Annotated in this window: 16 protein-coding genes; 11 read left to right on the top strand and 5 right to left on the bottom strand. The window is 70.3% G+C overall.

The genetic code is table 11. From position 1 onward, the window contains the following. Positions 1–112: 112 nt before the first annotated feature. The 4 genes from ACWCSV_RS25865 to ACWCSV_RS25850 all read left to right on the top strand — a co-directional run bounded on the left by ACWCSV_RS25865 (position 113) and on the right by ACWCSV_RS25850 (position 6,086). Positions 113–901, top strand: coding sequence for an ATP-binding cassette domain-containing protein (locus tag ACWCSV_RS25865; protein ID WP_451146052.1), 789 nt, complete (start codon positions 113–115; stop codon positions 899–901). Continuing rightward, the gene (locus ACWCSV_RS25860; protein WP_451146050.1) at positions 898–2,190 is read left to right on the top strand and encodes a sugar ABC transporter permease; all 1,293 of its coding nucleotides are present in this window, start codon (positions 898–900) and stop codon (positions 2,188–2,190) included. Before ACWCSV_RS25865 ends, ACWCSV_RS25860 begins: the two co-directional genes overlap by 4 nt. A 291-nt stretch (positions 2,191–2,481) precedes the next feature. Then, positions 2,482–4,395, top strand: coding sequence for a 1-deoxy-D-xylulose-5-phosphate synthase (gene dxs / locus ACWCSV_RS25855; RefSeq protein WP_451146048.1), 1,914 nt, complete (start codon positions 2,482–2,484; stop codon positions 4,393–4,395). Between the two features lie 224 nt (positions 4,396–4,619). Further along, on the top strand, positions 4,620–6,086 hold the full coding sequence (locus ACWCSV_RS25850; RefSeq protein WP_451146088.1) for an amino acid permease: 1,467 nt from the start codon (positions 4,620–4,622) through the stop codon (positions 6,084–6,086). 75 nt (positions 6,087–6,161) lie between these two features. Here ACWCSV_RS25850 and ACWCSV_RS25845 read toward each other — a convergent pair whose 3' ends face one another. After that, on the bottom strand, positions 6,162–7,268 hold the full coding sequence (locus ACWCSV_RS25845; protein WP_451146046.1) for an LCP family protein: 1,107 nt from the start codon (positions 7,266–7,268) through the stop codon (positions 6,162–6,164). A gap of 188 nt (positions 7,269–7,456) precedes the next feature. On the opposite strand from ACWCSV_RS25845, the gene galE reads away from it, so the two are divergent. From galE to ACWCSV_RS25810, 7 genes are all read left to right on the top strand, one after another. Further along, entirely contained in the window at positions 7,457–8,443 is a 987-nt protein-coding gene (gene galE, locus ACWCSV_RS25840) for a UDP-glucose 4-epimerase GalE (RefSeq protein WP_451146044.1), read from the top strand. 113 nt (positions 8,444–8,556) lie between these two features. Next, on the top strand, positions 8,557–9,660 hold the full coding sequence (locus ACWCSV_RS25835) for a hypothetical protein (RefSeq protein WP_451146042.1): 1,104 nt from the start codon (positions 8,557–8,559) through the stop codon (positions 9,658–9,660). 39 nt (positions 9,661–9,699) lie between these two features. Continuing rightward, positions 9,700–11,271: a hypothetical protein gene (locus tag ACWCSV_RS25830; RefSeq protein WP_451146040.1), complete on the top strand. Its 1,572-nt coding sequence runs from the start codon at positions 9,700–9,702 to the stop codon at positions 11,269–11,271. Positions 11,272–11,463: 192 nt separating this feature from the next. Further along, on the top strand, positions 11,464–12,729 hold the full coding sequence (locus tag ACWCSV_RS25825) for a CDP-alcohol phosphatidyltransferase family protein (protein WP_451146038.1): 1,266 nt from the start codon (positions 11,464–11,466) through the stop codon (positions 12,727–12,729). Next, entirely contained in the window at positions 12,726–17,273 is a 4,548-nt protein-coding gene (locus ACWCSV_RS25820; protein ID WP_451146036.1) for a bifunctional glycosyltransferase/CDP-glycerol:glycerophosphate glycerophosphotransferase, read from the top strand. Before ACWCSV_RS25825 ends, ACWCSV_RS25820 begins: the two co-directional genes overlap by 4 nt. Beyond that, complete coding sequence (locus ACWCSV_RS25815) at positions 17,263–18,063, top strand: rhamnogalacturonan acetylesterase (RefSeq protein WP_451146034.1); 801 nt, start codon at positions 17,263–17,265, stop codon at positions 18,061–18,063. The genes ACWCSV_RS25820 and ACWCSV_RS25815 overlap by 11 nt, the downstream gene beginning before the upstream one ends. 13 nt (positions 18,064–18,076) lie before the next feature. After that, positions 18,077–18,823, top strand: a complete 747-nt coding sequence (locus ACWCSV_RS25810) for an Ig-like domain-containing protein (protein ID WP_451146032.1) — start codon at positions 18,077–18,079, stop codon at positions 18,821–18,823. Between the two features lie 155 nt (positions 18,824–18,978). Here the strand turns inward: ACWCSV_RS25810 and ACWCSV_RS25805 are convergent, their stop codons facing one another. From ACWCSV_RS25805 to ACWCSV_RS25790, 4 genes are all read right to left on the bottom strand, one after another. Next, positions 18,979–21,108 (bottom strand): 3-hydroxyacyl-CoA dehydrogenase NAD-binding domain-containing protein, encoded by a 2,130-nt coding sequence (locus ACWCSV_RS25805; protein ID WP_451146030.1) that lies wholly within the window; start codon positions 21,106–21,108, stop codon positions 18,979–18,981. After that, the gene (locus ACWCSV_RS25800) at positions 21,105–22,331 is read right to left on the bottom strand and encodes a thiolase family protein (RefSeq protein WP_451146028.1); all 1,227 of its coding nucleotides are present in this window, start codon (positions 22,329–22,331) and stop codon (positions 21,105–21,107) included. Before ACWCSV_RS25800 ends, ACWCSV_RS25805 begins: the two co-directional genes overlap by 4 nt. Positions 22,332–22,680: 349 nt before the next feature. After that, positions 22,681–23,961, bottom strand: a complete 1,281-nt coding sequence (locus ACWCSV_RS25795) for a ribonuclease D (protein WP_451146026.1) — start codon at positions 23,959–23,961, stop codon at positions 22,681–22,683. 119 nt (positions 23,962–24,080) lie between these two features. After that, positions 24,081–24,743: a helix-turn-helix transcriptional regulator gene (locus tag ACWCSV_RS25790; protein ID WP_266710186.1), complete on the bottom strand. Its 663-nt coding sequence runs from the start codon at positions 24,741–24,743 to the stop codon at positions 24,081–24,083. Positions 24,744–25,042: the final 299 nt, after the last annotated feature.

Below are 25,042 nucleotides of genomic sequence, written 5' to 3'. Positions count from 1 at the left end.
GCCCCGCTAACGGGCGGGGCGCCGGACGGAAACGCTTCCTCGCTTTCTCTTCTGCTCAACCACCGCGCCTCCCCCCAGGCGCGGCATCCCCGCCGGTCAGGCGGCGAAGGAGATGGTTCACGTGTCCGCTACGCCCGTGTTGGCGTTGCGAGGGATCTCGAAGCGATTCGGTGCCGTACAGGTACTCACCGAAGTCGAGCTCGAGGTCCACGCCGGTGAGGTCGTCGCCCTGGTGGGCGACAACGGAGCCGGTAAATCAACGCTGGTCAAGACCATTGCCGGTGTCCACCCCATCGATGACGGCGTCATCGAGTGGGACGGCAAGCCGGTCCACATCAACCGCCCCCAGGACTCCCAGGGCCTCGGCATCGCGACGGTCTACCAGGACCTCGCCCTGTGCGACAACCTCGACGTCGTGGGCAACCTCTACCTCGGCCGGGAGCTCCGCCGCTTCGGCATCCTCGACGAGGTCGAGATGGAGCGCCGCTCCCGCGAGCTGCTCTCCACGCTCTCCATCCGCATCCCCAGCGTCCGCATCCCGATCGCCTCGCTCTCCGGCGGTCAGCGCCAGACAGTGGCCATCGCCCGTTCGATGCTCGGTGAGCCGAAGCTGGTCATCCTCGACGAGCCGACGGCCGCCCTCGGCGTCGAGCAGACCGCCCAGGTCCTCGACCTGGTCGAGAGGCTGCGCGAGCGCGGTCTCGCGGTCATCCTCATCAGTCACAACATGGCCGACGTCAAGGCGGTGGCCGACAAGGTCGCCGTGCTGCGTCTCGGCCACAACAACGGCGTCTTCGACGTGAAGACCACCTCGCACGAAGAGATCATCTCTGCCATCACGGGCGCCACGGACAACGCCGTGACCCGTCGTGCGGCGCGCACCGCGGAGGTTTCGAAGTGACCACGGACAAGACCTCCACCGCCACGGCGGAATCGCCGGTCGTCAACCAGGAGGCCGCCGACGGCGCCGCCACCGCGGTCGACCCCCGGCTGCTCGTCCGCGAGCAGGGTTTGGGCGGCTACTTCAGCGAGTTCAAGCGCAAGATCAGCGCGGGTGACCTGGGTTCGCTTCCGGTGATCATCGGTCTGGTGATCATCTGCATCGTCTTCCAGAGCATGAACTCCGAGTTCCTCTCCGCGAAGAACATCACCGACATCTCCGTCACGATGGTCGCCACCGGCATGATGGCCGTCGGCATCATCTTCGTGCTGCTGCTCGGTGAGATCGACCTCTCGGTCGGCTCGGTCAGTGGTGTCTCGGGCGCCCTCGTCGCGGTGCTCACCATCACGCACGGCATGAACGAATGGCTCGCCATCCTCGTCGCCATCGTCAGCGGTGCGGTGATCGGCGCGATCCACGGCTTCTTCTTCGCCAAGATCGGCGCCCCGGCCTTCGCCGTCACCCTGGCCGGCCTGCTGTTCTGGCTCGGCTTCATGCTCAACCTGCTCGGCGACACGGGCACCATCAACCTGGACAGCAAGGGCGTCGTCGGCCAGATGACGACGTACTACTTCACCGACGTCGCCGCGGCCTACGGCCTCGCCACCGTCGGCGTGGTGGCCTTCTTCCTGTCGGCCTTCTTCGACAGCCGCCGCCGTGAGGCGGCCGGGGTCCCCTCCCGCCCGCTCTCCGACATCATCGTGCGCACGGTCGTCCTGGCGGTCTTCGCCTTCGCCGCCGCGTTCATGTTCAACCAGGACCGCGGTCTGCCCCTGGCGTTCGTCCTCTTCATCGTGGCTCTGGTCATCACGGACTTCGTCCTGCGCCGCACGGCCTACGGCCGGAAGATCTTCGCCCTCGGCGGCAGCGTCGAGGCGTCCCGCCGCGCCGGTATCAACGTCACCGCGATCCGCGTCTCGGTGTTCGCCATCGCCGGTACGTTCGGGGCCATCGGCGGCCTGTTCTGGGCCTCCAAGATCGCGTCCGCCAACCAGAGCGCCGGCACCGGCGACCTGCTGATGAACGTCATCGCGGCGGCCGTCATCGGCGGCACCAGCCTCTTCGGCGGCCGGGGCCGCACCTGGAACGCCCTCCTCGGCGTGATGGTGATCGTCTCCATCCAGTACGGTCTGAACCTCGAAGGCATCGCCACCCCGGTCCAGTACATGATCACGGGTGCCGTCCTCCTGGCGACGGTCTGCATCGACTCCGTCACCCGGAAGACCCAGAAGACGGCGGGCCGCGCCTGAACCACGGCTCCGCGCGGGTGCCCGGCGTCCCCCAGGGGGTGCCGGGCACCCGCGCGTCCGTGTGCGACGCGTGTTCCCCCTGTGTTCGAGGCCGGTCCCCGGGGACGACCGGCACTCCCGGGGTAGGAGCATCCAGCGCGAGGTCGCGGCGGGTGCGCGACGCCGGGCGCCACGCCCGGTGGCACTCCGGGCGTGAGAAGGAACGCACCGCCCGATGCCGCGGCCCCGGGCCGGAACATTAGACTCGTCCAAATCGACACGCTCGACCAGCTCACACGCAAGGAGGCACGGGTGGACCTGCTGACCCGCATCGAGGGACCGCGCGACCTGGACCGGCTCAGCCTCGACCAGCTGGAACAGCTCGCCGGGGAGATCCGTACGTTCCTGGTCGACGCCGTGTCCAAGACCGGTGGGCACCTGGGCCCCAACCTGGGCGTGGTCGAGCTGACCATCGCCCTCCACCGGGTCTTCGAGTCGCCCCGCGACAAGGTCCTCTTCGACACCGGCCACCAGAGCTACGTGCACAAGCTGCTCACGGGCCGCCAGGACTTCTCCCGGCTCAAGAGCAAGGGCGGCCTGTCGGGGTACCCCTCGCGCGCCGAGTCCGAGCACGACGTGATCGAGAACTCGCACGCCTCCACCGTCCTCGGCTGGGCCGACGGCCTCGCCAAGGCCAACGAGGTGCTGCGCAAGGACGACCACGTCGTCGCCGTCATCGGCGACGGAGCCCTCACCGGCGGCATGGCCTGGGAGGCGCTCAACAACATCGCCGCCGCCAAGGACCGCCCGCTCGTCATCGTCGTCAACGACAACGAGCGCTCCTACGCGCCCACCATCGGCGGCCTCGCCAACCACCTCGCCACCCTGCGCACCACGGACGGCTACGAGCGCTTCCTCGCCCGCGGCAAGGACCTTCTGGAGCGCACCCCCGTCGTCGGCCGGCCGCTCTACGAGACGCTGCACGGCGCGAAGAAGGGCCTCAAGGACTTCATCGCACCCCAGGGCATGTTCGAGGACCTCGGCCTGAAGTACGTCGGCCCCATCGACGGCCACGACCTCGAGGCCCTGGAGTCCGCCCTGCTGCGCGCCAAGCGCTTCGGCGGACCGGTCATCGTCCACTGCATCACCGAGAAGGGCCGCGGCTACACCCCCGCCCTCGAGGACGAGGCCGACCGCTTCCACGCCGTCGGCAAGATCCACCCCGACACCGGGCTGCCCATCGCCACCTCCGGCCTCGACTGGACCTCCGTCTTCGGCGAGGAGATGGTCAAGCTCGGCCGGGAGCGCGAGGACATCGTCGCGATCACCGCCGCCATGCTCCAGCCGGTCGGCCTCGGCAAGTTCGAGGAAGAGTTCCCCGAGCGCATCTACGACGTCGGCATCGCCGAGCAGCACGCCGCGGTCTCCGCCGCCGGCCTCGCCACCGGCGGACTGCACCCCGTCTTCGCGGTGTACGCCACCTTCCTCAACCGCGCCTTCGACCAGGTCCTGATGGACGTCGCCCTGCACAAGTGCGGCGTCACCTTCGTCCTGGACCGGGCCGGCATCACCGGCACCGACGGTGCCTCGCACAACGGCATGTGGGACATGTCGATCCTCCAGTGCGTGCCGGGGCTGCGGATCGCCGCCCCGCGCGACGCCGACCAGGTCCGCGCCCAGCTGCGCGAGGCCGTCGACGTCGACGACGCGCCCACCGTGGTCCGCTTCTCCAAGGGCGCGGTCGGCCCGGCCGTCAAGGCGGTCGGCACCGTCGGCGGCATGGACCTGCTGCGCGTCCCCGGCACCGACCGGCCCGACGTGCTGCTGGTCTCCGTCGGCGCGCTCGCACCCATGTGCCTGGAGATCGCGGACCTGCTCGACGCCCAGGGCATCTCCACCACCGTGGTCGACCCCCGCTGGGTCAAGCCGGTCGACGAGGCCATGGCCCCGCTCGCCGACCGCCACCGGGTCGTCGTCACCGTCGAGGACAACAGCCGCGTCGGAGGTGTCGGCTCCGCCGTCGCCCAGGCGCTCCGCGACGCCGGCATCGACCTGCCGCTGCGCGACTTCGGCATCCCGCCGGTCTTCCTCGACCACGCCTCGCGCAACGAGGTCATGGCCGAGATCGGCCTCACCGCCCCGGACATCGCCCGCCAGGTCACCGGGCTCGTCGCCAAGCTCGACGGCCGCTACGAGACCCGCGACGCGGAACCCGCCCGCGACTGACCCCGCGCCCTCGACCCGCTCCGGACGCCGTCCGGCGCACCCCCGCGTACCGCCGAATGGGCCGGTGCCGCCTCCCTGTACGGGTGGTGGCACCGGCCCGTTCGCGCGACATGCCCCGCAAGGCGTCCCGCGCCCGGGGGACCTCCCCATGATGGCGCCCACGACGAGTGCGCGGAGGTACGCAGGTGAGCGTGGAGCAGGGGACACCCCCCGGCCGGGACGGGCTGTTCCGGACCAAGACGATCGAGCAGTCCCTGCAGGACACCGAAGAGCCCGAGCACGCGCTCAGGAAGTCGCTCTCCGCCCTCGACCTCACGGTCTTCGGCGTCGGAGTCGTCATCGGCACCGGCATCTTCGTCCTCACCGGCAAGGTCGCCAAGGAGACCGCGGGCCCCGCGACCGCCATCGCCTTCGCGGTCGCCGGCGTGGTCTGCGCGCTGGCCGCCCTCTGCTACGCCGAGTTCGCCTCCACGGTCCCCGTCGCGGGCTCCGCGTACACCTTCTCCTACGCCTCGCTCGGCGAACTGGTGGCGTGGATCATCGGCTGGGACCTGGTGCTGGAGTTCGCGCTGGGCACGGCGGTGGTGGCCGTCGGCTGGTCCGGGTACGTACGCTCACTGCTGGACAACGCGGACTGGGCGCTGCCCGACGTGCTCTCCGGCACCGACGTGGCGTCCGGCTTCGGCTTCGACCTTCTGGCGTTCCTCCTCGTGCTGGTCCTCACCGCCGTCCTGGTGCTCGGCATGAAGCTCTCGGCCCGGGTCACCACCGTCGTCGTCGCCATCAAGGTGGCCGTCGTCCTGATCGTCATCGTCGCCGGGCTCTTCTTCATCGACTCCGGCAACTACTCGCCCTTCATCCCGGAGGCAGAGCCTCAGCCGTCCGGCACCGGGCTCGACTCCCCGCTGATCCAGGCGGTGTTCGGCTACGCGCCCACCAACTTCGGCGTGATGGGCATCTTCACCGCCGCCTCGATCGTCTTCTTCGCCTTCATCGGCTTCGACGTGGTCGCCACCGCGGCCGAGGAGACCCGGCACCCCCAGCGGGACATGCCCCGGGGCATCCTCGGGTCGCTCCTCATCTGCACCGTGCTCTACGTCGCCGTCTCCGTCGTGGTCACCGGCATGCAGCACTACACCGAACTCTCCGTGAGCGCCCCGCTGGCGGACGCCTTCAAGGCTGTCGGCCACCCCTTCTACGCGGGCGTCATCAGCTTCGGAGCCGCCGTCGGGCTCACCGTCGTCTGCATGATCCTGCTGCTGGGCCAGTCCCGCGTCTTCTTCGCGATGAGCCGCGACGGGCTGCTGCCCCGGTTCTTCTCCGTGACCCACCCGAAGTACCGCACCCCGTACCGTCCGACGATCCTGCTCGGCGTCGTCATCGCGATCGTCGCCGGATTCACCAGCATCGACGAGCTGGCGACCCTGGTGAACATCGGGACGCTCTTCGCGTTCGTGGTGGTGGCCCTCGGCGTGATCGTGCTGCGCCGCACCCGCCCCGACCTGCCCCGGGCGTTCCGTACCCCCTGGGTGCCGCTGCTCCCGGTCCTCTCGGTGGCCGCCTCGGTCTGGCTGATGCTCAACCTGCCGGTGGAGACCTGGCTCCGGTTCGCGGTCTGGATGGCGCTGGGCGTGGTCATCTACCTCGTGTACGGGCGCAAGCACAGCCGGCTGGCCACCGGCGGGCGGTGACCCGCACGGAGACGGAGGAGGGGCGTGCGGTGACCCGCACGCCCCTCCTCGTTACCGCACGCCGGCTACGGGCCGTCAGCCGCCGGTCGCCGGGGACTTCTTGGCGGACTCGGGGATGGTGGAGTCCGTGCGGATCGCCTTCCACAGGTCGTCGGACTGCGGGTGAGCGGCCACCACCCGGTTCGGGTCGGCCTTGTCGTACTCCACCGGCAGCATGATCGTCTCCATGGTCGACGGGTCGACGCCGTTCATCGAACGGGCGAACTCCGCCAGCGAGGTCAGCGAGGCGAGGCTGGAGTCGGTGGTCAGCGACTCGGTGGCGGCACTGGCGATCTTGTACGACTTGGTGGGGCTACCCAGCAGGTCCTGCTTCTTGACCTCCTTCAGCAGCGCGAAGAGGAACTGCTGCTGGAGGCCGATCCGGCCGAGGTCGCTCCCGTCCCCGATGCCGTGGCGGGTCCGGACGAAGGCGAGCGACTGGGTGCCGTCGAGCTTGTGCGTACCGGCGGTGAGGTTCAGGCCGGACGAACTGTCCTTGATGGGCTCGTCGACCTTGACGGTGACACCGCCTATGGCGTCGACGAGACCCTTGAAGCCGGCGAAGTTGATCTCCAGATAGTGGTCGATCCGCACGCCGGACATCTTCTCGACGGTCTTGACGACGCAGGCCGGACCCACCTGCGAGTAGACCGAGTTGAACATGACGCGCTCGGCGGACTTCATCGTGGAGCCGTCGCTCTTGACGCACTCGGGCCGGGTCACCAGGGTGTCGCGGGGTATCGAGACCGCGACGGCCTCGGTGCGGCCCTCGGGTATGTGCACGACCATCGCCGTGTCCGACCGTGCGCCGCTGACGCCGCCACCACCGCCGAGCGCCTTGTTCTCGGCCCCGGCCCGCGAGTCCGACCCGAGGACGAGGATGTTCTGTCCGGACGTCGGCAGCTTCTCCGGCCGTTCCTTCTCGTCGAGCTTGGAGTCGATGTCGACGGACGTGATGTTGTTGTCGAGGTCGCGGTACATCCAGTAGGCGGTGCCGCCTGCCGCGATCAGCAGGACGAGGACGATGCCGAGCGTGATCTTGAGGCCCCTGCGGCGCTTGCGCTCCTTCCGGCGGCCCCGCCCTCGCCCGTGCGATGCCGGAGGGCCGTTGTGCGGATCAGGTGTGCTCTCGTCGTGGCTCATCGTGCCGAGTCCTCAAATCTCGTCGCCCGTCGCGGGCAGGGAAGTGCGCGGGACCCGGGTGGGGGGTGAACCGGTCCGTGAAAGTCGACTGACCGAGCACTATAGAACAGATGAGCGCTTGAACAGGTGGGCGAGGTGAATTTTGGGGTGGATGATGCGTAGGTTTGGTGTCGAACTATTATTCGCGCATGACTTGGTTGATTACGGGCGGAGCGGGGTTCATCGGGTCCCACGTCGTGCGTGCGATGCTGGCGGCCGGTGAGCGGGTCGCCGTGCTCGACGACCTCTCGACGGGAGATCCCTCCAGGATTCCCGAAGGCGTCCCCTTCGTGAAGGGGTCCACCCTCGACGGCGCCTGCCTGAGGCGCACCCTGCGCGAACTCTCGGTGGCGGGCGTGGTGCACCTCGCGGCGAAGAAACAGGTGGCCGAGTCCGTCGCGCGCCCCCTGCACTACTACCGCGAGAACGTGCACGGCCTGCAGACCCTGCTGGAAGCGTGCGCGGAGAGCGGTGTCGAGGCGTTCGTCTTCTCCTCGTCCGCGGCGGTCTACGGCATGCCCGACGTCGACCTGGTCACCGAGGACACGCCCTGCGCTCCGATCAATCCCTACGGCGAGACGAAACTCGCCGGAGAGTGGATGGTCCGCGCCGCGGGGAAGGCCCACGCGATGGCCACCGCCTCCCTGCGCTACTTCAACGTGGCGGGGGCGGCGACGCCGGAGCTCGCCGACGGAGGCGTCTTCAACCTCGTCCCCATGGTCTTTGAGAAGATCACCCGCGGCGAGGCCCCGGTGGTCTTCGGCGAGGACTACGCCACCCCGGACGGCACCTGCGTGCGGGACTTCATCCACGTCGAGGACATCGCGTCGGCGCACCTCGCCGCGGCGCGGCACCTGCTCGCCCGGGGACCCGGTACCGACCTCGTCCTCAACATCGGCCGCGGCGAAGGCGTCTCGGTGCGCCGCATGATCGGCCTCATCGGTGAGGTGACCGGCTACGGAGCCGACAGCGCGCCCGTCGGCGCCCCGCGCAGGCCGGGCGACCCGGCGCGGGTGGTGGCGTCGGCCGCACGGATCAGGGACGAGCTCGACTGGTCCGCCCGGCGCGACCTCCGGGAGATGGTGACGTCCGCCTGGGACGGATGGTGCCTCCGGCACCCGGACGCCCGCCGCTGAACCGACCGCGCCACCCTTTGCACGCGCAGCCTCCCCTCCGCAGTCCACCACGCCCTGTTTCCCGCGCCCTCGTCCTCCGAGGGCCTCACGCCCCTGGAGGGTGACGGCCCACCATGAACGGTGTCTCCCCCGACGGAGCCGGCTGGACCGGAGTCGCTCCCGCCTCCCCCGGAACGGGGGTCACGGCCCCCGAGGGGTCCTGGCTCCTGACGGGCCACGACGGAAGGCTGACCTTCTACGTGCACGTCGACGGCGCCGTCCTGCGCTGGACGGAGGAGGCTCCCGGCTCGCGGTCCTGGGCCGGGCCGGTCACCCTTCCCGCCAAGGACGTCACCGGGCTCTCCGTGTTCCGGGGTCCGAGTGGCTACGCCCACTTCCTCGGCCGCCGGTCGCGTCCGCGTACCGACGACTGGACCGACGTGGACATCGTGCACGCGACCCAGTACCAGACCGGTCGGCCGGTGACGGTGTGGCATTCCCTCGGAAACCCCTTCAAGGACCCGGCCCGGGCCGTCGAGGTCGGTGACCCCGCGGGGGCCGTGGCCGCGGACGGCGCCCTCCACGTCTGCGTCCCCACCGGACCAGGCTCGCTCGCGCTGCGCCGTGAGGACGGCCGGGGCCGGTGGGAGGCGTGGTACGAGCTGCCCGGCACGGGCGTCACGGACCAGCCGGTTCTCGCGACCGGCTCGGCAGGTCTGGTGGAGGTGCTCGTCCCCGCGCGCACCGGTGCCTCGCACTTCTGCCGGCAGAAGCCGGGCGGTCCGCCGACCCCGGGGTACCGGACCGGTGCGATCCCGCTGCCCGGGTCCGTGAGCGCGCTGGAGACGTCGCCCGGAGGTCTGACGTACTACCTGACCGACCTGCGCAACTCCGGCGTGACAGCCGTCCGCGCGGGACGCCGGCCGGTGCCCCTGGGCGGCGAGCCGGGGGACGGACGGATCAGCGCGGTGCGCATCACGCTGGACGGAATCGACTGCACGGTGCTCGCCTTCCGGGGCCTGAGCGGCACGGTACGGCTCGGCGTCTGCGCGACGGAGGGGGAGCGCGACGGCGTGTGGTGGACGGACACCGGCAGGAGATGCGCCGGTGATCCCGCGCTCGTCCTCGACGGGCGCGGAGCGTTGGCCGTCGCTGTCGTCGGTACCGACGGACGCCCTGCCGTGGCCCGGCAGGAGGCCGGCCAGGGGCTGTCCCTGAGCGACTGGCACCGGATATGAGCCCCGTGGCGCAGGGCACCCCCGGAAAGGACGGACGACGTGGCCCGCAGGGCGAGTGACGGTGCGGCAGCGAGGCCCGACGCCTCCGGTGCCGTGCGCGACGACCTCCGGGAGGTGACGATCGTCGCGGGCGGTCCGGGCGACGCGGCCCGCCTGGTCTCGTCCGAGAACCCCGGGACGGCGATTCGGGTGCTGTGCGCCGAAGAGGGGAGCAAGGACGAACGGGCCGCCCTGGAGGGCGCGCTCGCCGAGGCGTCCCGACGCGGGTGCGCGGTGCGCGGCGGCCCGGTGTACGCCGGTGGGGCGGGCGGCCCCGGGGAGCCGCTCCTGCGGGAACTGCGCGGACTGCGTCCCCGGTGGGTCCGGATCGCCGACCCCGACCCGACGCGCGTGGACTTCGACGCGGACGCGGGGGTGCCCGTGCACGCGGAGCCCCGCCGCGCCGCCGCCGCCCTGGCGGCGCTGGCCGCGGTGCGCGCGCTCCAACTGGAGTCGGGGGTACCGGTCTTCGTGGAGTGCCGCAGGGACGCGGACGAGGACTTGGGCGCCGCCGCCGGGTCGCGCTATCCGCGTACGACGAAGTGGCTCACGGAGGGGTTCGACGGTCGGCTGACCGCGTTCCTGCCGTCCGCCGCCGGGGTCGTGCGGTGGACCCAGGCGGAGCCCGGCGGCACCGGGTGGCTGGGGCCGGAACTGCTGCCGGGACCCCGCCTGATGCCCGGGCTGTCGGTGGTGCAGGACCCCTGCGGGTTCGTGCACCTGTTCGCTCTGCGCCGGAGCGCGCGTGCCGACGGGGGCGACGACGTCGAGATCGTGCACGCCGTGCAGTACCGCACCTGGCGTGCGCTCACCCCTTGGCACTCGCTGGGCACTCCCAACCCCGGAGACCGGTACAAGAGCAGGGAGGGGGGATTCCCCGCGGCCGGTTTCGACCGCGCCGGCGGCCTCTTCGTGTTCGCCCGGAACTTCGGCCACAGCGTGAGCTTCCGTCATCAGTCGCCCGACGGGGCGTGGACGCCGTGGTACCACCTCAGCGGTCTGCGGGTGGCCGACGAGCTGGTGGCCGTCACCACGGCGCGCGGGGAAGTGGAGCTGATGGCCCGCACCCGTGACACAGGGGCGGTGGTGCGCTGGCACCGTACCGGGGACGAAGGCACGTGGACCGAGGACCGCGGCGTTCCGTTCACGCCCGTGCCGGGGTCGATGGCGGCGGGGGCGGAGCCCGGCACCGTCCTGTTCCGTGACGCGTCGACCCGCGAGCCCGCCGTCTGGTGGCCGGGGGCCGCCGCCCCGCTGCCCCTCGGGGGCGGTGGCGGCGACGGGCCGCCGACCGGCGTCCTGGGGGTGGACGTGGACGGCTGGACCTGCACGGTGCTCGTGGGGTCGGGTTCCGACGGGCGGCGTCTCGTCGGCGGCTACGTGGAGGGGCGCCCGGACACGGGAGTGTGGTGGAGCGGGGTGGGTACCGCCGCGGCCTTCTCGCCGACGGCCGTCCGCGCGCGGAACGGGGCGCTCACCCTGGCGGCGCTCACCGCCGACGGGCGACTGGCGGTCGCTCACCGCACGTCACGGTCGAACGGTCTGGAGTTCGATTCCGGGCACACGGTGTGACCGATTCTGATCGCTTATACCGCACTGAAGATCAAAACGATGGCGACACCAGTTCACATCGGATGAGTTTTTGATAAAGTCTGGAGATCTTTCATGTGAACAACCGGGGGAGACCTGGTGAACATGGAGGCGCCTCGTTGTCTGCCCATGCATGGCCGAGGGCTGTTTGCTGGTTCTCGTGACTGAGGGGTTATGGCCAAGCTGTCCCTGCGTGCCGTCCAGAAGCTGACATGCAAGAAGCGTGACGCGTGGTGGACGGTGGTGCTGGTCGACCCCGTGGCGACCCGCATGCTGATCGTGATGGCGCGGTTCCGCTTCATCACCCCCAACCGTGTGACCTGGGCGGCGCTGTTCGTGGGGCTCGGTTCGGCCGGGTTCTTCCTCAAGGGCGACCCGCTGTCGCTCGCGATCGGCGCGGCGCTCTACCACCTCAGCTTCATCTTCGACTGCATCGACGGGAAACTGGCGCGGCTCAAGGGCAACGGCACGGTTTTCGGCGGTTGGCTCGACTATGTCTTCGACCGCATCCGGGTGCTCTTCTGCGCACTGGCCCTGATGGGCGGTCAATACCTGCGGACCGACGACGAGCGCTTCCTCCTCGCCGCGCTGATGGTCGTCTTCCTCGACATGCTCCGCTACGTCGACGCCCTCCAGATCTACAAGATGCGCATGTCGATGCGCGCGAAGATCGAAAAGGTGACGAAGGAGAAGCGGGACGCCGAGCGCGCGGCGGCGGTCGAGGCGTCGGCGGGCCGGGTGGCCGCGGAGGCGGAGGGGCAGCAGATCCAGTTCATGGAGGATCTGCTCCGGGAGAATCCCGAGGCCGAGGCGGAGACGCTCAAGGCGCAGTCCGACGCCGCCCACGTGGTGGACCTGCACGCCCAGTTCCGCCACCGCTTCCCGTGGTACCAGCGTGTACGCCACGCCATGCTGCGCAGCCGCATCAGGCCGCACCTCATCAGCGGCATCGAGTTCCAGATGTTCATCTTCATCGTCGGCCCGCTGATCGGCCGGATCCTGATGACCACGCTGGTGTCCGCGATCCTGCTCGGCGCCTTCGAGCTGATCATCATGTACAAGTTCTGGCTGTCCACCAGGGACTTCACCAAGGTGATGGCCGAGCTGAGTTCGACCCCTTCCACGGCGGGCACCATCGCCCCCCAGATGCACCGGGGGCGGCACCGCCGCGGGGTCGAGGAGAAACTGCGGGACGCGGAGCGGCTGCTGGAGAAGCAGCCGGAGGGCGACCCCGGCTTCCAGCCGTACCCCCAGCCGTACCCGGTCCAGGACCCCGCCATGCCGTATGCGTACCAGGGGGAATGGCCGTCAGCAGAAACGTATCTTCAGCCTGATCGCGGCTACGGCCACCCGGTTCAGGGCGAGCGGTACTACGCCGCCGCCTACGCGCCCCAGCCTGAGCGAGACGGATACCCGGGCGACCGAGAAGGCGATCGATGAGCCACGAACAGGACACCCCCGACGTCTGGGTGACCGTCGTCATCCCCGCCTACAACGCGGCCGCGACGATCGGCAAGGCACTCCAGTCGGCCGTCAACCAGACCTACGAGCTCGTCGAGATCGTCATCGTCGACGACGCCTCGACCGACGACACCCTCGACATCGTCAAGAGCTTCGCGGGCAACAACCCGCGGGTCCGCGTTCTGCGCCGGCCCACCAACAGCGGGGGCGTCGGAGCGCCGCGGAACATGGGCATCGCCCAGGCCGCGGGCGAGTACGTCATGTTCCTCGACGCCGACGACGAACTGCCCCCGCGCGCCTGCGAGCTCCTGCTGGCGGGCGCGCTGGAGAGCGGCAGCGACATCACCGCCGGCAAGGCGGTCCGGGTCAACCGGGCCACCGGCGAGACCGAGGGCTGGGCGCCGGAGGTGTACGCCATGCGGCGCACCGTGCCCGGACTCGCCGAGTTCCCGCTGATGCTGAACGACCCCATCGCCGCGGCGAAGCTGTACCGCGTCGAGTTCCTGCGCGGTAGCGGGGTCTGGTTCCCGGAGGGTGTGTTCTACGAGGACACGTACTTCTCCACCACGGCGGGCTGCCTCGCCGACGGCATAACCGTCATCACCGATCCCGTGTACCGCTGGATGTGGGAACCCGAGGGCGGCTCGATCACCGGGCGCACCGGCGAACTGCGCAGCATCAGGGACCGCGTCGCCGTGCACCGCGCCACCGACGCGTTCCTCATGGAGCGGGGCCTGTGGTCGCTGAAGGTCCGCAAGGACTCGAAGTTCCTCGCTCACGACCTGCGGCTGTACATGCGGGCGCTCGCGGCGGGCGACCCGGAGTTCCAGCAGGGCTTCGCCGAGATCGCGAGCAACTACCTCCGCTCCATCAGCGAGGAAGCCTTCGAACTGTGCGACCCGATCGACCGGGTGCGCGCCTACCTCCTCATGTACCAGGAGACCGAAGCGGCCCTGACGACGCTGGACTACGCCCAGCGCAGGAGCACGCTCTCCTCCTTCCTCGTCGAGGAGGAAGGGCGCGTCTACTGGTCCGGCGACCATCTGCACCTGCCGGACGCGCGCCGCATGCTCGACGTCACGGAACTCGGGCTGTCCGCGGCGAACCTCTCCCAGGTCCCGCTCTTCGCCCAGCTCGACGGCTGGAAGACCGACGGGTCGGAACTGCGCTTCGAGGGCCGGCTCGCCAATCGGTTCGGACGGATCAAGGCCGGCGACGACCTCCGGCTCTCCCTCGCGGTGCGCAACCGGCACTCCAAGAAGGACGTCGTGACGCCGATCGCCCACAACCGGGTCGGCGAACGGTTCATCGACTTCGACGGAGTGGTGGACCTCGCCGCCGCCCTCGGGAAGGAGTTCTTCGAGAGCACCGTCTGGAACGTTTCGGTCGTCGTCGAGTGGAACCGCAGCCGCTCCCGGTCGCCCCTGAACGTGCGTGACGCGGAGCTCACCGGACTGGCCTTCCACGCCCGGGACGAGGAACTGGAGGGATACCGCACGGTCAGCGGCAACCTGGCCGTGCGGTGCGCCGCGGCGGGACGCCGGACGTTCGAGACCGAGCAGAACGACCCCGACGCGCCGTGGATGTGGTGGCGCGGCCGGATGCACCCGCCGATCACCTCCCTCGACTACCCCTTCGAGATGGCGGTCGTCGTCCCCTGCTACAACGTCGCGAAGTACCTCGACGACTGCCTCGGCTCCATCGCCGCGCAGGTGGGGTTCGTCGCGACGCAGGTCATCCTCGTGGACGACGGGGCCACCGACGACACACCGCGGATCCTCGACCGCTTCGCCCGCCACTACGCCAACGTGACCGTGGTCCACCAGCAGAACGGCGGGCTCGGGAACGCGCGCAACAACGGCCTCGACCTGGTCACCGCGCCCTACGTCACCTTCCTCGACTCCGACGACATCCTCGGGGAGGACGCCCTCTCGAAGCTGCTGATGGCGGCGTGGCGCAACGGATCGGAGGTCGTGGTCGGCGACCTGGTGAACTTCCCCGACCGCCCCTACGGCCCGTGGAAGAAGTACTTCGGCAAGGGCGACCGGGTCGTCGACGACTTCGCCGCGGTGCCGGACCTGATCTTCAGCGGCTCCGCCTGCAACAAGCTGTTCAGCACCGGCCTCCTGCGCCGTCTGCAGGTGCGCTTCGGCGAGGGCGTCCACTTCGAGGACGCCTGGGTGACCCTGCCGAGCATGCTGCGGGCCAACTCCCTCAGCATCGTCGACGAGCCGGTCTACTACTACCGGGGCCGCCCGGACGGCTCCTCCATCATGGACTCCCTCTGGAGCAAGCCGGCGAACTACCACGACCATCTGCGGCTCAACCACTTCCTGCTGAACTACACGGCGGAGGAACCCCAGGACGTCCGGCGCATGTTCCAGCGCTACGTCACGCGCACCTACAAGGGGTTCCTGTGCAACGCGCGCAACGTGATGGCCAGGTCGCAACTGGCGGAGATGTTCCCGGACATCCGCAGGCACTACGCCCAGGTTCCGGACGACGTCATTCTCGAATACGCCACGAACCCCGCCCAGCAGCTCGACCACTACGCCGCCAAGAGCGGCAACTTCGAGCTCTTCTGCGACCCGGCTCCGGCGCTGGAGAGCGCGCCGCTCGTGCTGGAGATCGACAGCGAGGGCTTCTACCGGACCTTCCCCGGAGGGGCGGTGGAGACCCGGACGGCGCGCGTCAACGACCCGAACGTCGTGGTCGAGTCGGTCCGCACCCGGGGTGACGTCCTGGTCGTCGAGGGCTGCATGGCCTTCCCCGGCATGGACCTGAGCGGGCCGCTGCTCAACGGGCTGGAGTTCGTCCATCAGACCAAGCACGCCAAGATCGCGGTGCCGTTGCGGCAGGTCGCCCGCCGCGACCTGTGGAACGCGCGCAACGAGCGGGACCTGTACGCCGGCTGGTACGCGGAGATCCCCGTCTCCGAGCTGGTCCGCGGGAAGTTCGGCGTGGGGGACTTCCGTCTCCGGGTGCTGCGCCAGGACGGTTCTCGTCAGCGCAACGTCGTCATGAAGGCCCGCCTGCCGTTGCACCGCCTGAAGGGCCCGGGAAAGATCGCCGGACACCCCTACCTGCTCACCGTCGGAGGCCAGGAAGCCCTCCATCTGCGCCTGGTCGACCGCACGGCGGGAGCCAGGGCGAAGCACGCCCTCTGGCGCCTCGCCCGTGAAATGCGCATCCTCAAGACCCGCAACCCCGGCTGGCGCATGCGCCTCGCCTACTGGCTCGTCCACCCGTTCCTGAACTCCCGCGAGATCTGGCTCATCGGCGAACGCTCGGACACGGCCCAGGACAACTCGTACCACTTCTTCGCGTGGATGCGGACCCATCGCAAGCGCCGCAATGCGTACTACGTCATCGACAGGAATGCCGCCGACTACGCCAAGGTCGCCAAGTACGGCAATGTCATCAAACTCAACTCCTTCAAGCACCGGATGTACCTGCTCCACGCCACCAAGTTGATCGGGTCGTACGACTCCGAGTCGTACCTGCTGCCCGAGGGCTACCGGAAGGTCCTGTTCCTGCACCGGTTCGGCGAGCTGCTCAAGTACCAGCGCGTCTTCCTGCAGCACGGCATCATCTACAACGACGTGACCACCGGCGTGGACCAGCGGATCACCAGCTACGACATGATCGTCACCACCGGCCGTCAGGAGCGCGAGTACCTCGCGCTGGAGGCGGGTTTCGGCGACCGCGCGGTCCTCGCGGGCCTGCCCCGCTTCGACGCGCTGACCCGTACGGCGACGGACCGGCCCCGCATCCTGCTGATGCCGACCTGGCGGCAGTGGATCGTGACCGCCTCGTACAAGAAGTCCGCGGGACCCGCGAAGACGGCGTTCACGCAGTCCGAGTACTTCCGCTTCTACCGCTCGCTCCTCTCCGACCGGCGGCTCGTCACCGCCCTGGAGCAGTTCGGGGTCGATCTCGAATTCTTCCCGCACTACGAGATCCGTCCCTACCTGCACAACTTCCGGATCGACTCCGCCACGATCCGGGTGGCCGACCCCACGTCCCGCGACGTCCAGGACGCCATGCGGGAGTGCTCCCTCATGGTGACCGACTACTCGTCCGTCTTCTTCGACGTGGCCTACATGGGGATTCCCCTCGTGTACGTGCCCTTCGACGAGGAGGACTTCTACGGCCGCCACTACAAGCGGGGCTACTTCAACCTCTCGGAGCACGGGTTCGGCCCGGTCTGCCGGACCGTCGACCAGGCGGTCGACGAGATCATCGCCGCCATGAGGCGGCGGTTCACGGTCGAGAGCCCATATCGGGAGAGGGCCGAGCAGTTCTTCGCCCACCAGAACGGCGGGAACTGCGAGCGCTCCTTCGAGGCCATCGACGCGCTGGGCTCCGCGCCCGCGTACCGGCTGGCGCCGAAGGGGCCCGTCGGAGAACTCACGACTCGGCTCCCGGTCGGTCCCGCGCGTCCGCCGCACGGCGCCGACACCACCGAGCCGGCCCGGAGCGACCGGGTCCGGCAGGACGCGGGGTGGGAACGTGCTGTCTGACCATTCGGCCGGAGCCGAGGGGCCCCGCCGGATCTTCCTGGCCGGGGACTCCGTGGTCGTCCACCGGGAGCAGAGCAAAGCCCCGATGGCGGGGTGGGGCCAGGTGTTCCACTTCTTCTTCGGGCCGGAGGTGGAGATCGTCAACTGCGCCCGGGCCGGCGCCAGCGCCCGTACGTTCGACGAGCGCGGCAGGCTGGACTGGATCCTGCAGAACATCCGCCCGGGCGACTACCTGCTGACGTCCTTCGGCATCAACGACGCGAAGCCGGAGGAGTGGCTCAGAAGCGAGGCGTACGGGGACTTCTCCCGGCATCTGAGGAGGTTCGTGGACGGCGCGCGCGAACGCAACGCGCACCCCGTCCTGATCAGCCCGCACGAGAGGGACACCTACGACGTGCACGGCAATCTGCCGCGCAGCATCCCGGAGTACGCGATGGCGATGCGCGACCTCTCCGTCGAGACCAGCGTCCCCTGCATCGACCTCTACGAGCAGAGCCTCGTCTGGTGGGAGCAGTTGGGGCCGGAGAACATCCGCCCCTTCTTCCTGCACCTGAAACCGGGCGAGCACCCGAACTACCCCGAGGGCTTCGACGATCCGGGTCATCTCGTGCCCGCCGGAGCCATCGCCTGCGCGCGGTACGTCGCCTACGCGATGGTGGCGCAGAAGATCGTACCGGCCCACTGGGTCGTCAACCTCGACCGCGCGGAGTTCCCTGCGGACTGGGTGGTCTGGCTCGACGACGAGACGCACAGGGCGCTGACCGAGGCGCGTACCACAGGGACCGGCTGAGAACCTGATGTCCGTGAACACCTTCTCCGTCGCACGCATGCGCAGCGTCCAGAAGGACGACCCCTCGATCGTCTGCCACCTGGAACTCGCCGCGAACGCCGATCCCCGTCGGCCCGTCCGCCCGGGGCAGCGGATCGACTTCGAGTGGAAGCTCACGCCGCTGGGCGAGGGGACGCGTTACTACGGCTACCTCATGGCCGACTCGTTCGCGCGGGTCGCGACCATCGACGGCATGGCCGGGATGAGTCTCCTGCCGTCCGGCGACCGGTACGCCACCTCCACCGGTCCGGGGACCGAGCGGGTGGCCAGGTTCACCCTGGAGGTGAACAGGCACGTCGCGCCCGACGCCTTCCTCGTCCCCGTCCTGCGGGCGGGGATCATCGCGGACGGTGGCACGGGCCTCACGTCCACCACGTTCTCGCTGAAGAACCACGGATTCCGCATCGCCTCCCTGCCGCCGCTGGGGCGGAGCATGGTCGTGATGCCGGGGCAACGGGGTGTGCTGAACGGCCTCGCCGACGTCTGGGACGAGACGGTGAAGCTGGTCGGAGTGGGCCCGGCACGGCACGGAGTGACCAGCGTCGACGGCGACGGCGCGGTCAGCTACAGCCCGCACCGAGGCCACGTCGGATACGACTGGTTCGACTACGTGCTGGACGCGGGCGACGGTCGCCTGAGTTCGGGCCGCGTCACGGTCCACGTGGGCGACCTGGGAGGCACCCCGGGCATCCTGGGAGCCGCCTGGGTACCGCGCGGCTGACGGCCCCGCACGCACGCCCCCGCACGCACGGCGCGTTGCGCCGCGGCCGCGCGGCGGACGGGCCGCGCGCAGACCGGCGGTACGAAAACGGGCCGTACGGAGGAGTCCTCCGCACGGCCCGTCCACGACAGCCGGGTGTTGTCCGGCCCCGGGTGTTACGCCGGTACGCTCGCCACGCCCGGCGCCAGGAACGGCTTGCCGTTCACGCGCGCGGAGACGCCCGCGCGGTCCAGGTACGGGGTGATGCCGCCCAGGTGGAACGGCCAGCCCGCGCCCGTGATCAGGCAGAGGTCGATGTCCTGCGCCTCGGCGACGACGCCCTCGTCGAGCATCAGGCCGATCTCCTCGGCCACCGCGTCCAGGACGCGGTCACGAGTCTGCTCCTCGGTCAGGACGGAGTCGCCCTGTTCCAGGAGGGCGGCGACCTCGGGGTCCAGCTCCGGCTTGCCGGAGTCGTAGACGTAGAAGCCGCGCTTGCCGGCCTTGACGACCGCCGCGAGGTTCGCCGAGACGGTGAAGCGCTCCGGGAACGCGCGGTGCAGCGTCTCGGAGACGTGCAGACCGATCGCCGGGCCCACCAGCTCCAGCAGGACCAGCGGCGACATCGGCAGACCGAGCGGCTCGACGGCGCGCTCGGCGACGGCGACCGGGGTGCCCTCGTCGATGACGTTCTGGATCTCGCCCATGAAGCGGGTGAGGATGCGGTTGACGACGAACGCCGGGGCGTCCTTCACCAGCACCGCGGTCTTCTTCAGCTTCCGGGCCACGCCGAACGCCGTCGCCAGCGCGGCGTCGTCCGTCTGCTCGCCGCGCACGATCTCCAGCAGCGGGAGGATCGCGACCGGGTTGAAGAAGTGGAAGCCGACGACCCGCTCCGGGTTCTTCAGCTTCGACGCCATCTCGGTGACCGAGAGCGAGGAGGTGTTGGTGGCGAGGATCGCGTGCGCCGGGGCGACCGCCTCGACCTCCGCGAACACCTGCTGCTTGACGCCGATCTCCTCGAAGACGGCCTCGATGATGAAGTCGGCGTCGGAGAAGCCCTCCGCCTTGTCCAGCACACCGGTCACCAGGGCCTTGAGGCGGTTGGCCTTGTCCTGGTTGATGCGGCCCTTGCCGAGCAGCTTGTCGATCTCGGCGTGGACGTAACCCACACCCTTGTCGACGCGCGCCTGGTCGATGTCCGTGAGGACGACCGGTACTTCCAGACGGCGCAGGAAGAGCAGCGCGAGCTGGCTGGCCATCAGGCCGGCGCCGACGACACCGACCTTGGTGACCGGACGGGCCAGGCTCTTGTCCGGAGCGCCGGCCGGACGCTTGGCGCGCTTCTGCACCAGGTTGAAGGCGTACAGACCGGAGCGCAGCTCACCGCTCATGATCAGGTCGGCGAGCGCCTGGCTCTCGGCGTCGAAGCCGGCGCCCAGGTCACCGTCCTTGGCGGCGGCGATGATCTCCAGCGCGCGGTAGGCGGCAGGGGCCGCGCCGTGCACCTTGGAGTCGGCGATGGCCCGGCCGCGCGCGACGGCCTGGTCCCAGGCGTCACCGCGGTCGATCGCGGCGCGCTCGACGGCGATCTCGCCGTTGAGGACGCCGGCCGTCCACACGAGCGACCGCTCCAGGAAGTCCGCACCCTCGAAGAGCGCGTCGGCGATACCGAGCTCGAAGACCTGCGCGCCCTTGAGCTGGCGGTTCTGGTTCAGCGAGTTCTCGATGATCACCGAGACCGCGCGGTCGGCGCCGATCAGGTTCGGCAGCAGCACGCAGCCGCCCCAGCCGGGCACCAGACCGAGGAAGACCTCGGGCAGCGAGAAGGCGGGGAGCGCCTTGGAGACGGTGCGGTACGAGCAGTGCAGGCCGACCTCGACCCCGCCGCCCATCGCCGCGCCGTTGTAGTACGCGAAGGTCGGGACCGCGAGGCCGGAGAGACGGCGGAAGACGTCGTGGCCGCTCGTGCCGATCCGCACCGCGTCCTCGTGGGTCCTGAGGACTTCGAGGCCCTTGAGGTCGGCGCCCACGGCGAAGATGAACGGCTTGCCGGTGATGCCGACGCCGACGATCGAACCCTCGGACGCCTCCTTTTCGACCTGGTCGATCGCCTCGTCCAGGTTGGCCAGCGACTGCGGGCCGAAGGTGGTCGGCTTGGTGTGGTCCAGGCCGTTGTCCAGCGTGATGAGGGCGAACCGGCCCGCACCCGCCGGGAGGTCGAGGTGGCGCACGTGCGCCTGGGTGACGACCTCGCCCGGGAACAGCTCGGCCGCTCCCTTCAGCAGCTCGGTGGTGGAGCTCACTTGGTGCCTCCGTCGGCGTCGAAGTGCGGGTTCTCCCAGATGACCGTGGCGCCCATGCCGAAGCCCACGCACATCGTGGTGATGCCGTAGCGGACCTCCGGCTGCTCCTCGAACTGGCGGGCCAGCTGCGTCATCAGACGGACGCCGGAGGAGGCGAGCGGGTGGCCGTACGCGATCGCGCCGCCGTACTGGTTGACGCGCGGGTCGTCGTCGGCGATGCCGTAGTGGTCGAGCAGGGCGAGGACCTGCACCGCGAACGCCTCGTTGATCTCGAAGAGACCGATGTCACCGATGGCCAGACCGGCCTTGGCCAGCGCCTTCTCGGTCGCCGGGATCGGGCCGTAGCCCATGACCTCCGGCTCGACGCCGGCGAAGGCGTACGAGACGAGACGCATCCGGACCGGCAGGCCCAGCTCGCGGGCGACGTCCTCGGCGGCGAGCAGCGAGGCGGTCGCGCCGTCGTTGAGCCCCGCCGCGTTGCCGGCCGTGACGCGGCCGTGCGGGCGGAACGGGGTCTTGAGGCCCGCGAGGGACTCCATCGTGGTGCCCGGGCGCATCGGCTCGTCGGCGGTGACCAGACCCCAGCCGGTCTCGCCGGCCTCGGCGTTGGTGCGGCGCACCGAGACCGGCACCAGGTCCTGCTGGATCTTGCCGTTGGCGTACGCCTTGGCGGCCTTCTCCTGCGAGCGCACGGCGTAGGCGTCGGCGCGCTCCTTGGTGATCTGCGGGTAGCGGTCGTGCAGGTTCTCGGCGGTCATCCCCATGAAGAGGGCGGACTCGTCGACCAGCTTCTCCGAGACGAAGCGCGGGTTCGGGTCCACGCCCTCGCCCATCGGGTGGCGGCCCATGTGCTCGACACCGCCGGCGACGACGACGTCGTAGGCGCCGAAGGCGATGGAACCGGCCGTCGTGGTGACGGCGGTCAGCGCGCCCGCGCACATGCGGTCGATCGAGTAGCCGGGGACGGACTGCGGCAGACCGGCCAGGATTCCGGCGGTCCGGCCGAGGGTGAGGCCCTGGTCACCGATCTGGGTCGTCGCGGCGATGGCGACCTCGTCGATCCTCGCGGGGTCCAGGTCCGGGTTGCGGCGCAGCAGCTCCCGGATGGCCTTCACGACGAGATCGTCGGCGCGGGTCTCGTGGTAGATGCCCTTCGGGCCCGCTTTGCCGAACGGGGTGCGGACGCCGTCGACGAAGACGACGTCCCGGATGGTACGAGGCACGATGGCTCTCCTCCAGGGTGCGGGATGGCACTGCTGCGGGGCACGCCCGGAAGCGTGCCGCCCGCCCTCATGCTACTCGCGGGTAACCAGACTGCCCACCCCCTGCGGCCGGAGCGTCGAAGGTCACACGTGCTCAGGGCTTCGTACAGGCCGCAACCTGGCGCGATTTCGATCCTCGCGGTACGCGACCGGCGCCCCGCCCCCGGATACGACGACACCCCCGGTCGGCCGTGAAATCCGGTGACCGGGGGTGTCGGGTGTCAGGAGCCAGGTGCCGTCGTGCGGTGCGGGGGCGCCCCGTGTGCCGGGAGGCGCGGGACCGCCGCCGGAGGGGCGTCGTACCCGGGTGTCAGGAAGCCGGGCTGGTGTTCAGCGCGTCCAGCAGCAGCGGGGCCACAAGACCGATCTGCCAGCTCCGTGCGCCGTACCCCGCGAGCAGGTCCTCGACCGCGCCCGGGGTGGCACTCTTCGGCGGCTCCCAGCAGACCCGGCGCACGGTGTCCGGGGTGATGAGGTTCTCCGGCGGCAGGTGCAGCCGCTCGGCGAGCTCGGAGACGGCGGCGCGGGCGGCCGAGAGCCGGTCCGCCGCCGCGGGGTCCTTGTCCGCCCAGGCGCGCGGCGGCGGCGGGCCCGCGAGCTGCTGGCCGGGCTGCGGCAGCTCGGACTCCGGCAGCGCCTTGGCGCGGTCCACGGCGGCCTGCCATTGCTCCAGCTGGCGCCGGTTCACCCGGTGCCCGAAACCGGGCAGCGCGGACAGCGCCTGGACGTTGGCGGGCAGCGAGAGCGCGGCCTCCACGATCGCCCCGTCGCCGAGCACCTTGCCGGGGGAGACGTCGCGCCGCTGGGCGATCCGGTCGCGGGTCTCCCACAGCTCCCGTACGACGGCCAGCTGCCGGCGCCTGCGCACCTTGTGCATGCCCGAGGTCCGGCGCCACGGGTCCTTGCGCGGCGGGGCGGGCGGCGCCGACGCGATCGCGTCGAACTCCTCGCGGGCCCATTCCAGCTTCCCCTGGCGGTCCAGCTCCTTCTCCAGGGCGTCCCGCAGGTCGATCAGGAGCTCGACGTCGAGCGCCGCGTAGCGCAGCCACGGGTCGGGGAGCGGCCGGGTGGACCAGTCGACGGCCGAGTGGCCCTTCTCCAGGGCGTACCCCAGGACGTTCTCGACCATCGCGCCCAGGCCGACCCGGGGGAACCCGGCCAGGCGGCCGGCGAGCTCGGTGTCGAAGAGGGACGTGGGGAGCATGCCTATTTCGCGCAGGCAGGGAAGGTCCTGCGTGGCGGCGTGCAGGATCCACTCGGTGCCGGTCAGGGCCTCGCCGAGACCGGACAGGTCGGGGCAGCCGACGGGGTCGACCAGGGCGCTGCCCGCACCCTCGCGGCGCAGCTGCACGAGATAGGCGCGCTGGCCGTAGCGGTAGCCGGAGGCGCGCTCGGCGTCGACGGCCACCGGGCCGCTGCCGGCGGCGAAGGCGGCGATCACCTGTGCGAGGGCGTCGTCGTCCGCCACCACCGGTGGAATGCCCTCGCGCGGTTCCAGCAAGGGGATCGGCGCCGGGGCGACGTCGTCCGGGGGAGCGCCCCCGGTGGTTCGCAGTGTCGTGTCTGCTGCGGTCTCTTGGGCGTCGGTCACCCGTCAAGGGTATCCGTGTATGCGCGACACCCGACGACGGAACGTTCCGTCGTCGGGTGTCGGGCGCGTAAACCGGCCGGATTCGGCATTCCCGCCGGTGCGGGCGCCGGTGGGGATGGTCAGTGGATGATGCCGGTCCGCAGGGCGACGGCGACCATTCCGGCGCGGTCTCCGGTGCCGAGCTTGCGGGCGATGCGGGCGAGGTGGGACTTGACCGTGAGGGCGGAGAGGCCCATCGAGACGCCGATGGCCTTGTTGGACTGGCCTTCGGCGACCAGGCGGAGCACCTCCACCTCACGGCCGGACAGTTCGCGGTAGCCGCCCGGGTGGCTCGGGGAGCCGGGAGGCCGGCGGTGCATACGGGCGGCGTTGGCGCCGATGGGGGCGACGCCGGGTCGGTTGGGGTGGCCGATGTTGGTACGGGTGCCGGTGACGACGTAGCCCTTGACGCCGCCCGCGAGGGCGTTGCGTACGGCACCGATGTCGTCGGCGGCGGAGAGGGCGAGACCGTTCGGCCAGCCTGCGGCTCGGGTCTCGGACAGCAGGGTCAGCCCGGAACCGTCGGGCAGGTGGACGTCGGCAACGCAGATGTCGCGCGGGTTGCCGACGCGGGGGCGGGCCTCCGCGATGGACGACGCCTCGATGACGTCACGAACTCCGAGGGCCCACAGATGGCGGGTCACGGTGGAACGGACGCGCGGGTCGGCCACGACGACCATGGCCGTCGGCTTGTTCGGGCGGTAGGCGACCAGGCTTGCGGGCTGCTCTAGGAGAACGGACACCAGGCCTCCTGGGGGAGTGGCGGGACGGGCCGGCTCGGGGATGAAGCCGGGGCGAACCGTGCTTGAAGGGTCATTGACCTCTTCGGCAGCAGACCCGTCCTCCTTTAGAGGAAGATCACGATTTGGTGAGTAACAATTCGGACAAATCGGACGCGCGATCGATTGTACGACCATCGGGCCGGCGGTCGGCCGACCCGGTCGGAGAGCGTCGGGCAGTGTGCGTCGCGCGGTCTGCGTAGTCCGTTGTGCGCGAACGTGATCCACCCGGGACCGGCCACCCGGGTCCTCCGTGCGGGTCG

The sequence above is a fragment of the Streptomyces sp. NPDC001770 genome (assembly GCF_053596135.1).
Note: the sequence above shows the minus strand (reverse complement) of the source record. Positions and strands in the feature narration are given on the sequence as shown.

Bases quoted from the DNA above. Each gene is read 5' to 3' on its own strand.
- ACWCSV_RS25865 (WP_451146052.1), top strand. From the start codon at position 113: ATGGTTCACGTGTCCGCTACGCCCGTGTTGGCGTTGCGAGGGATCTCG.
- ACWCSV_RS25845 (WP_451146046.1), bottom strand. From the start codon at position 7,268: ATGAGCCACGACGAGAGCACACCTGATCCGCACAACGGCCCTCCGGCA.
- galE (WP_451146044.1), top strand. From the start codon at position 7,457: ATGACTTGGTTGATTACGGGCGGAGCGGGGTTCATCGGGTCCCACGTC.
- ACWCSV_RS25835 (WP_451146042.1), top strand. From the start codon at position 8,557: ATGAACGGTGTCTCCCCCGACGGAGCCGGCTGGACCGGAGTCGCTCCC.
- ACWCSV_RS25825 (WP_451146038.1), top strand. From the start codon at position 11,464: ATGGCCAAGCTGTCCCTGCGTGCCGTCCAGAAGCTGACATGCAAGAAG.
- ACWCSV_RS25820 (WP_451146036.1), top strand. From the start codon at position 12,726: ATGAGCCACGAACAGGACACCCCCGACGTCTGGGTGACCGTCGTCATC.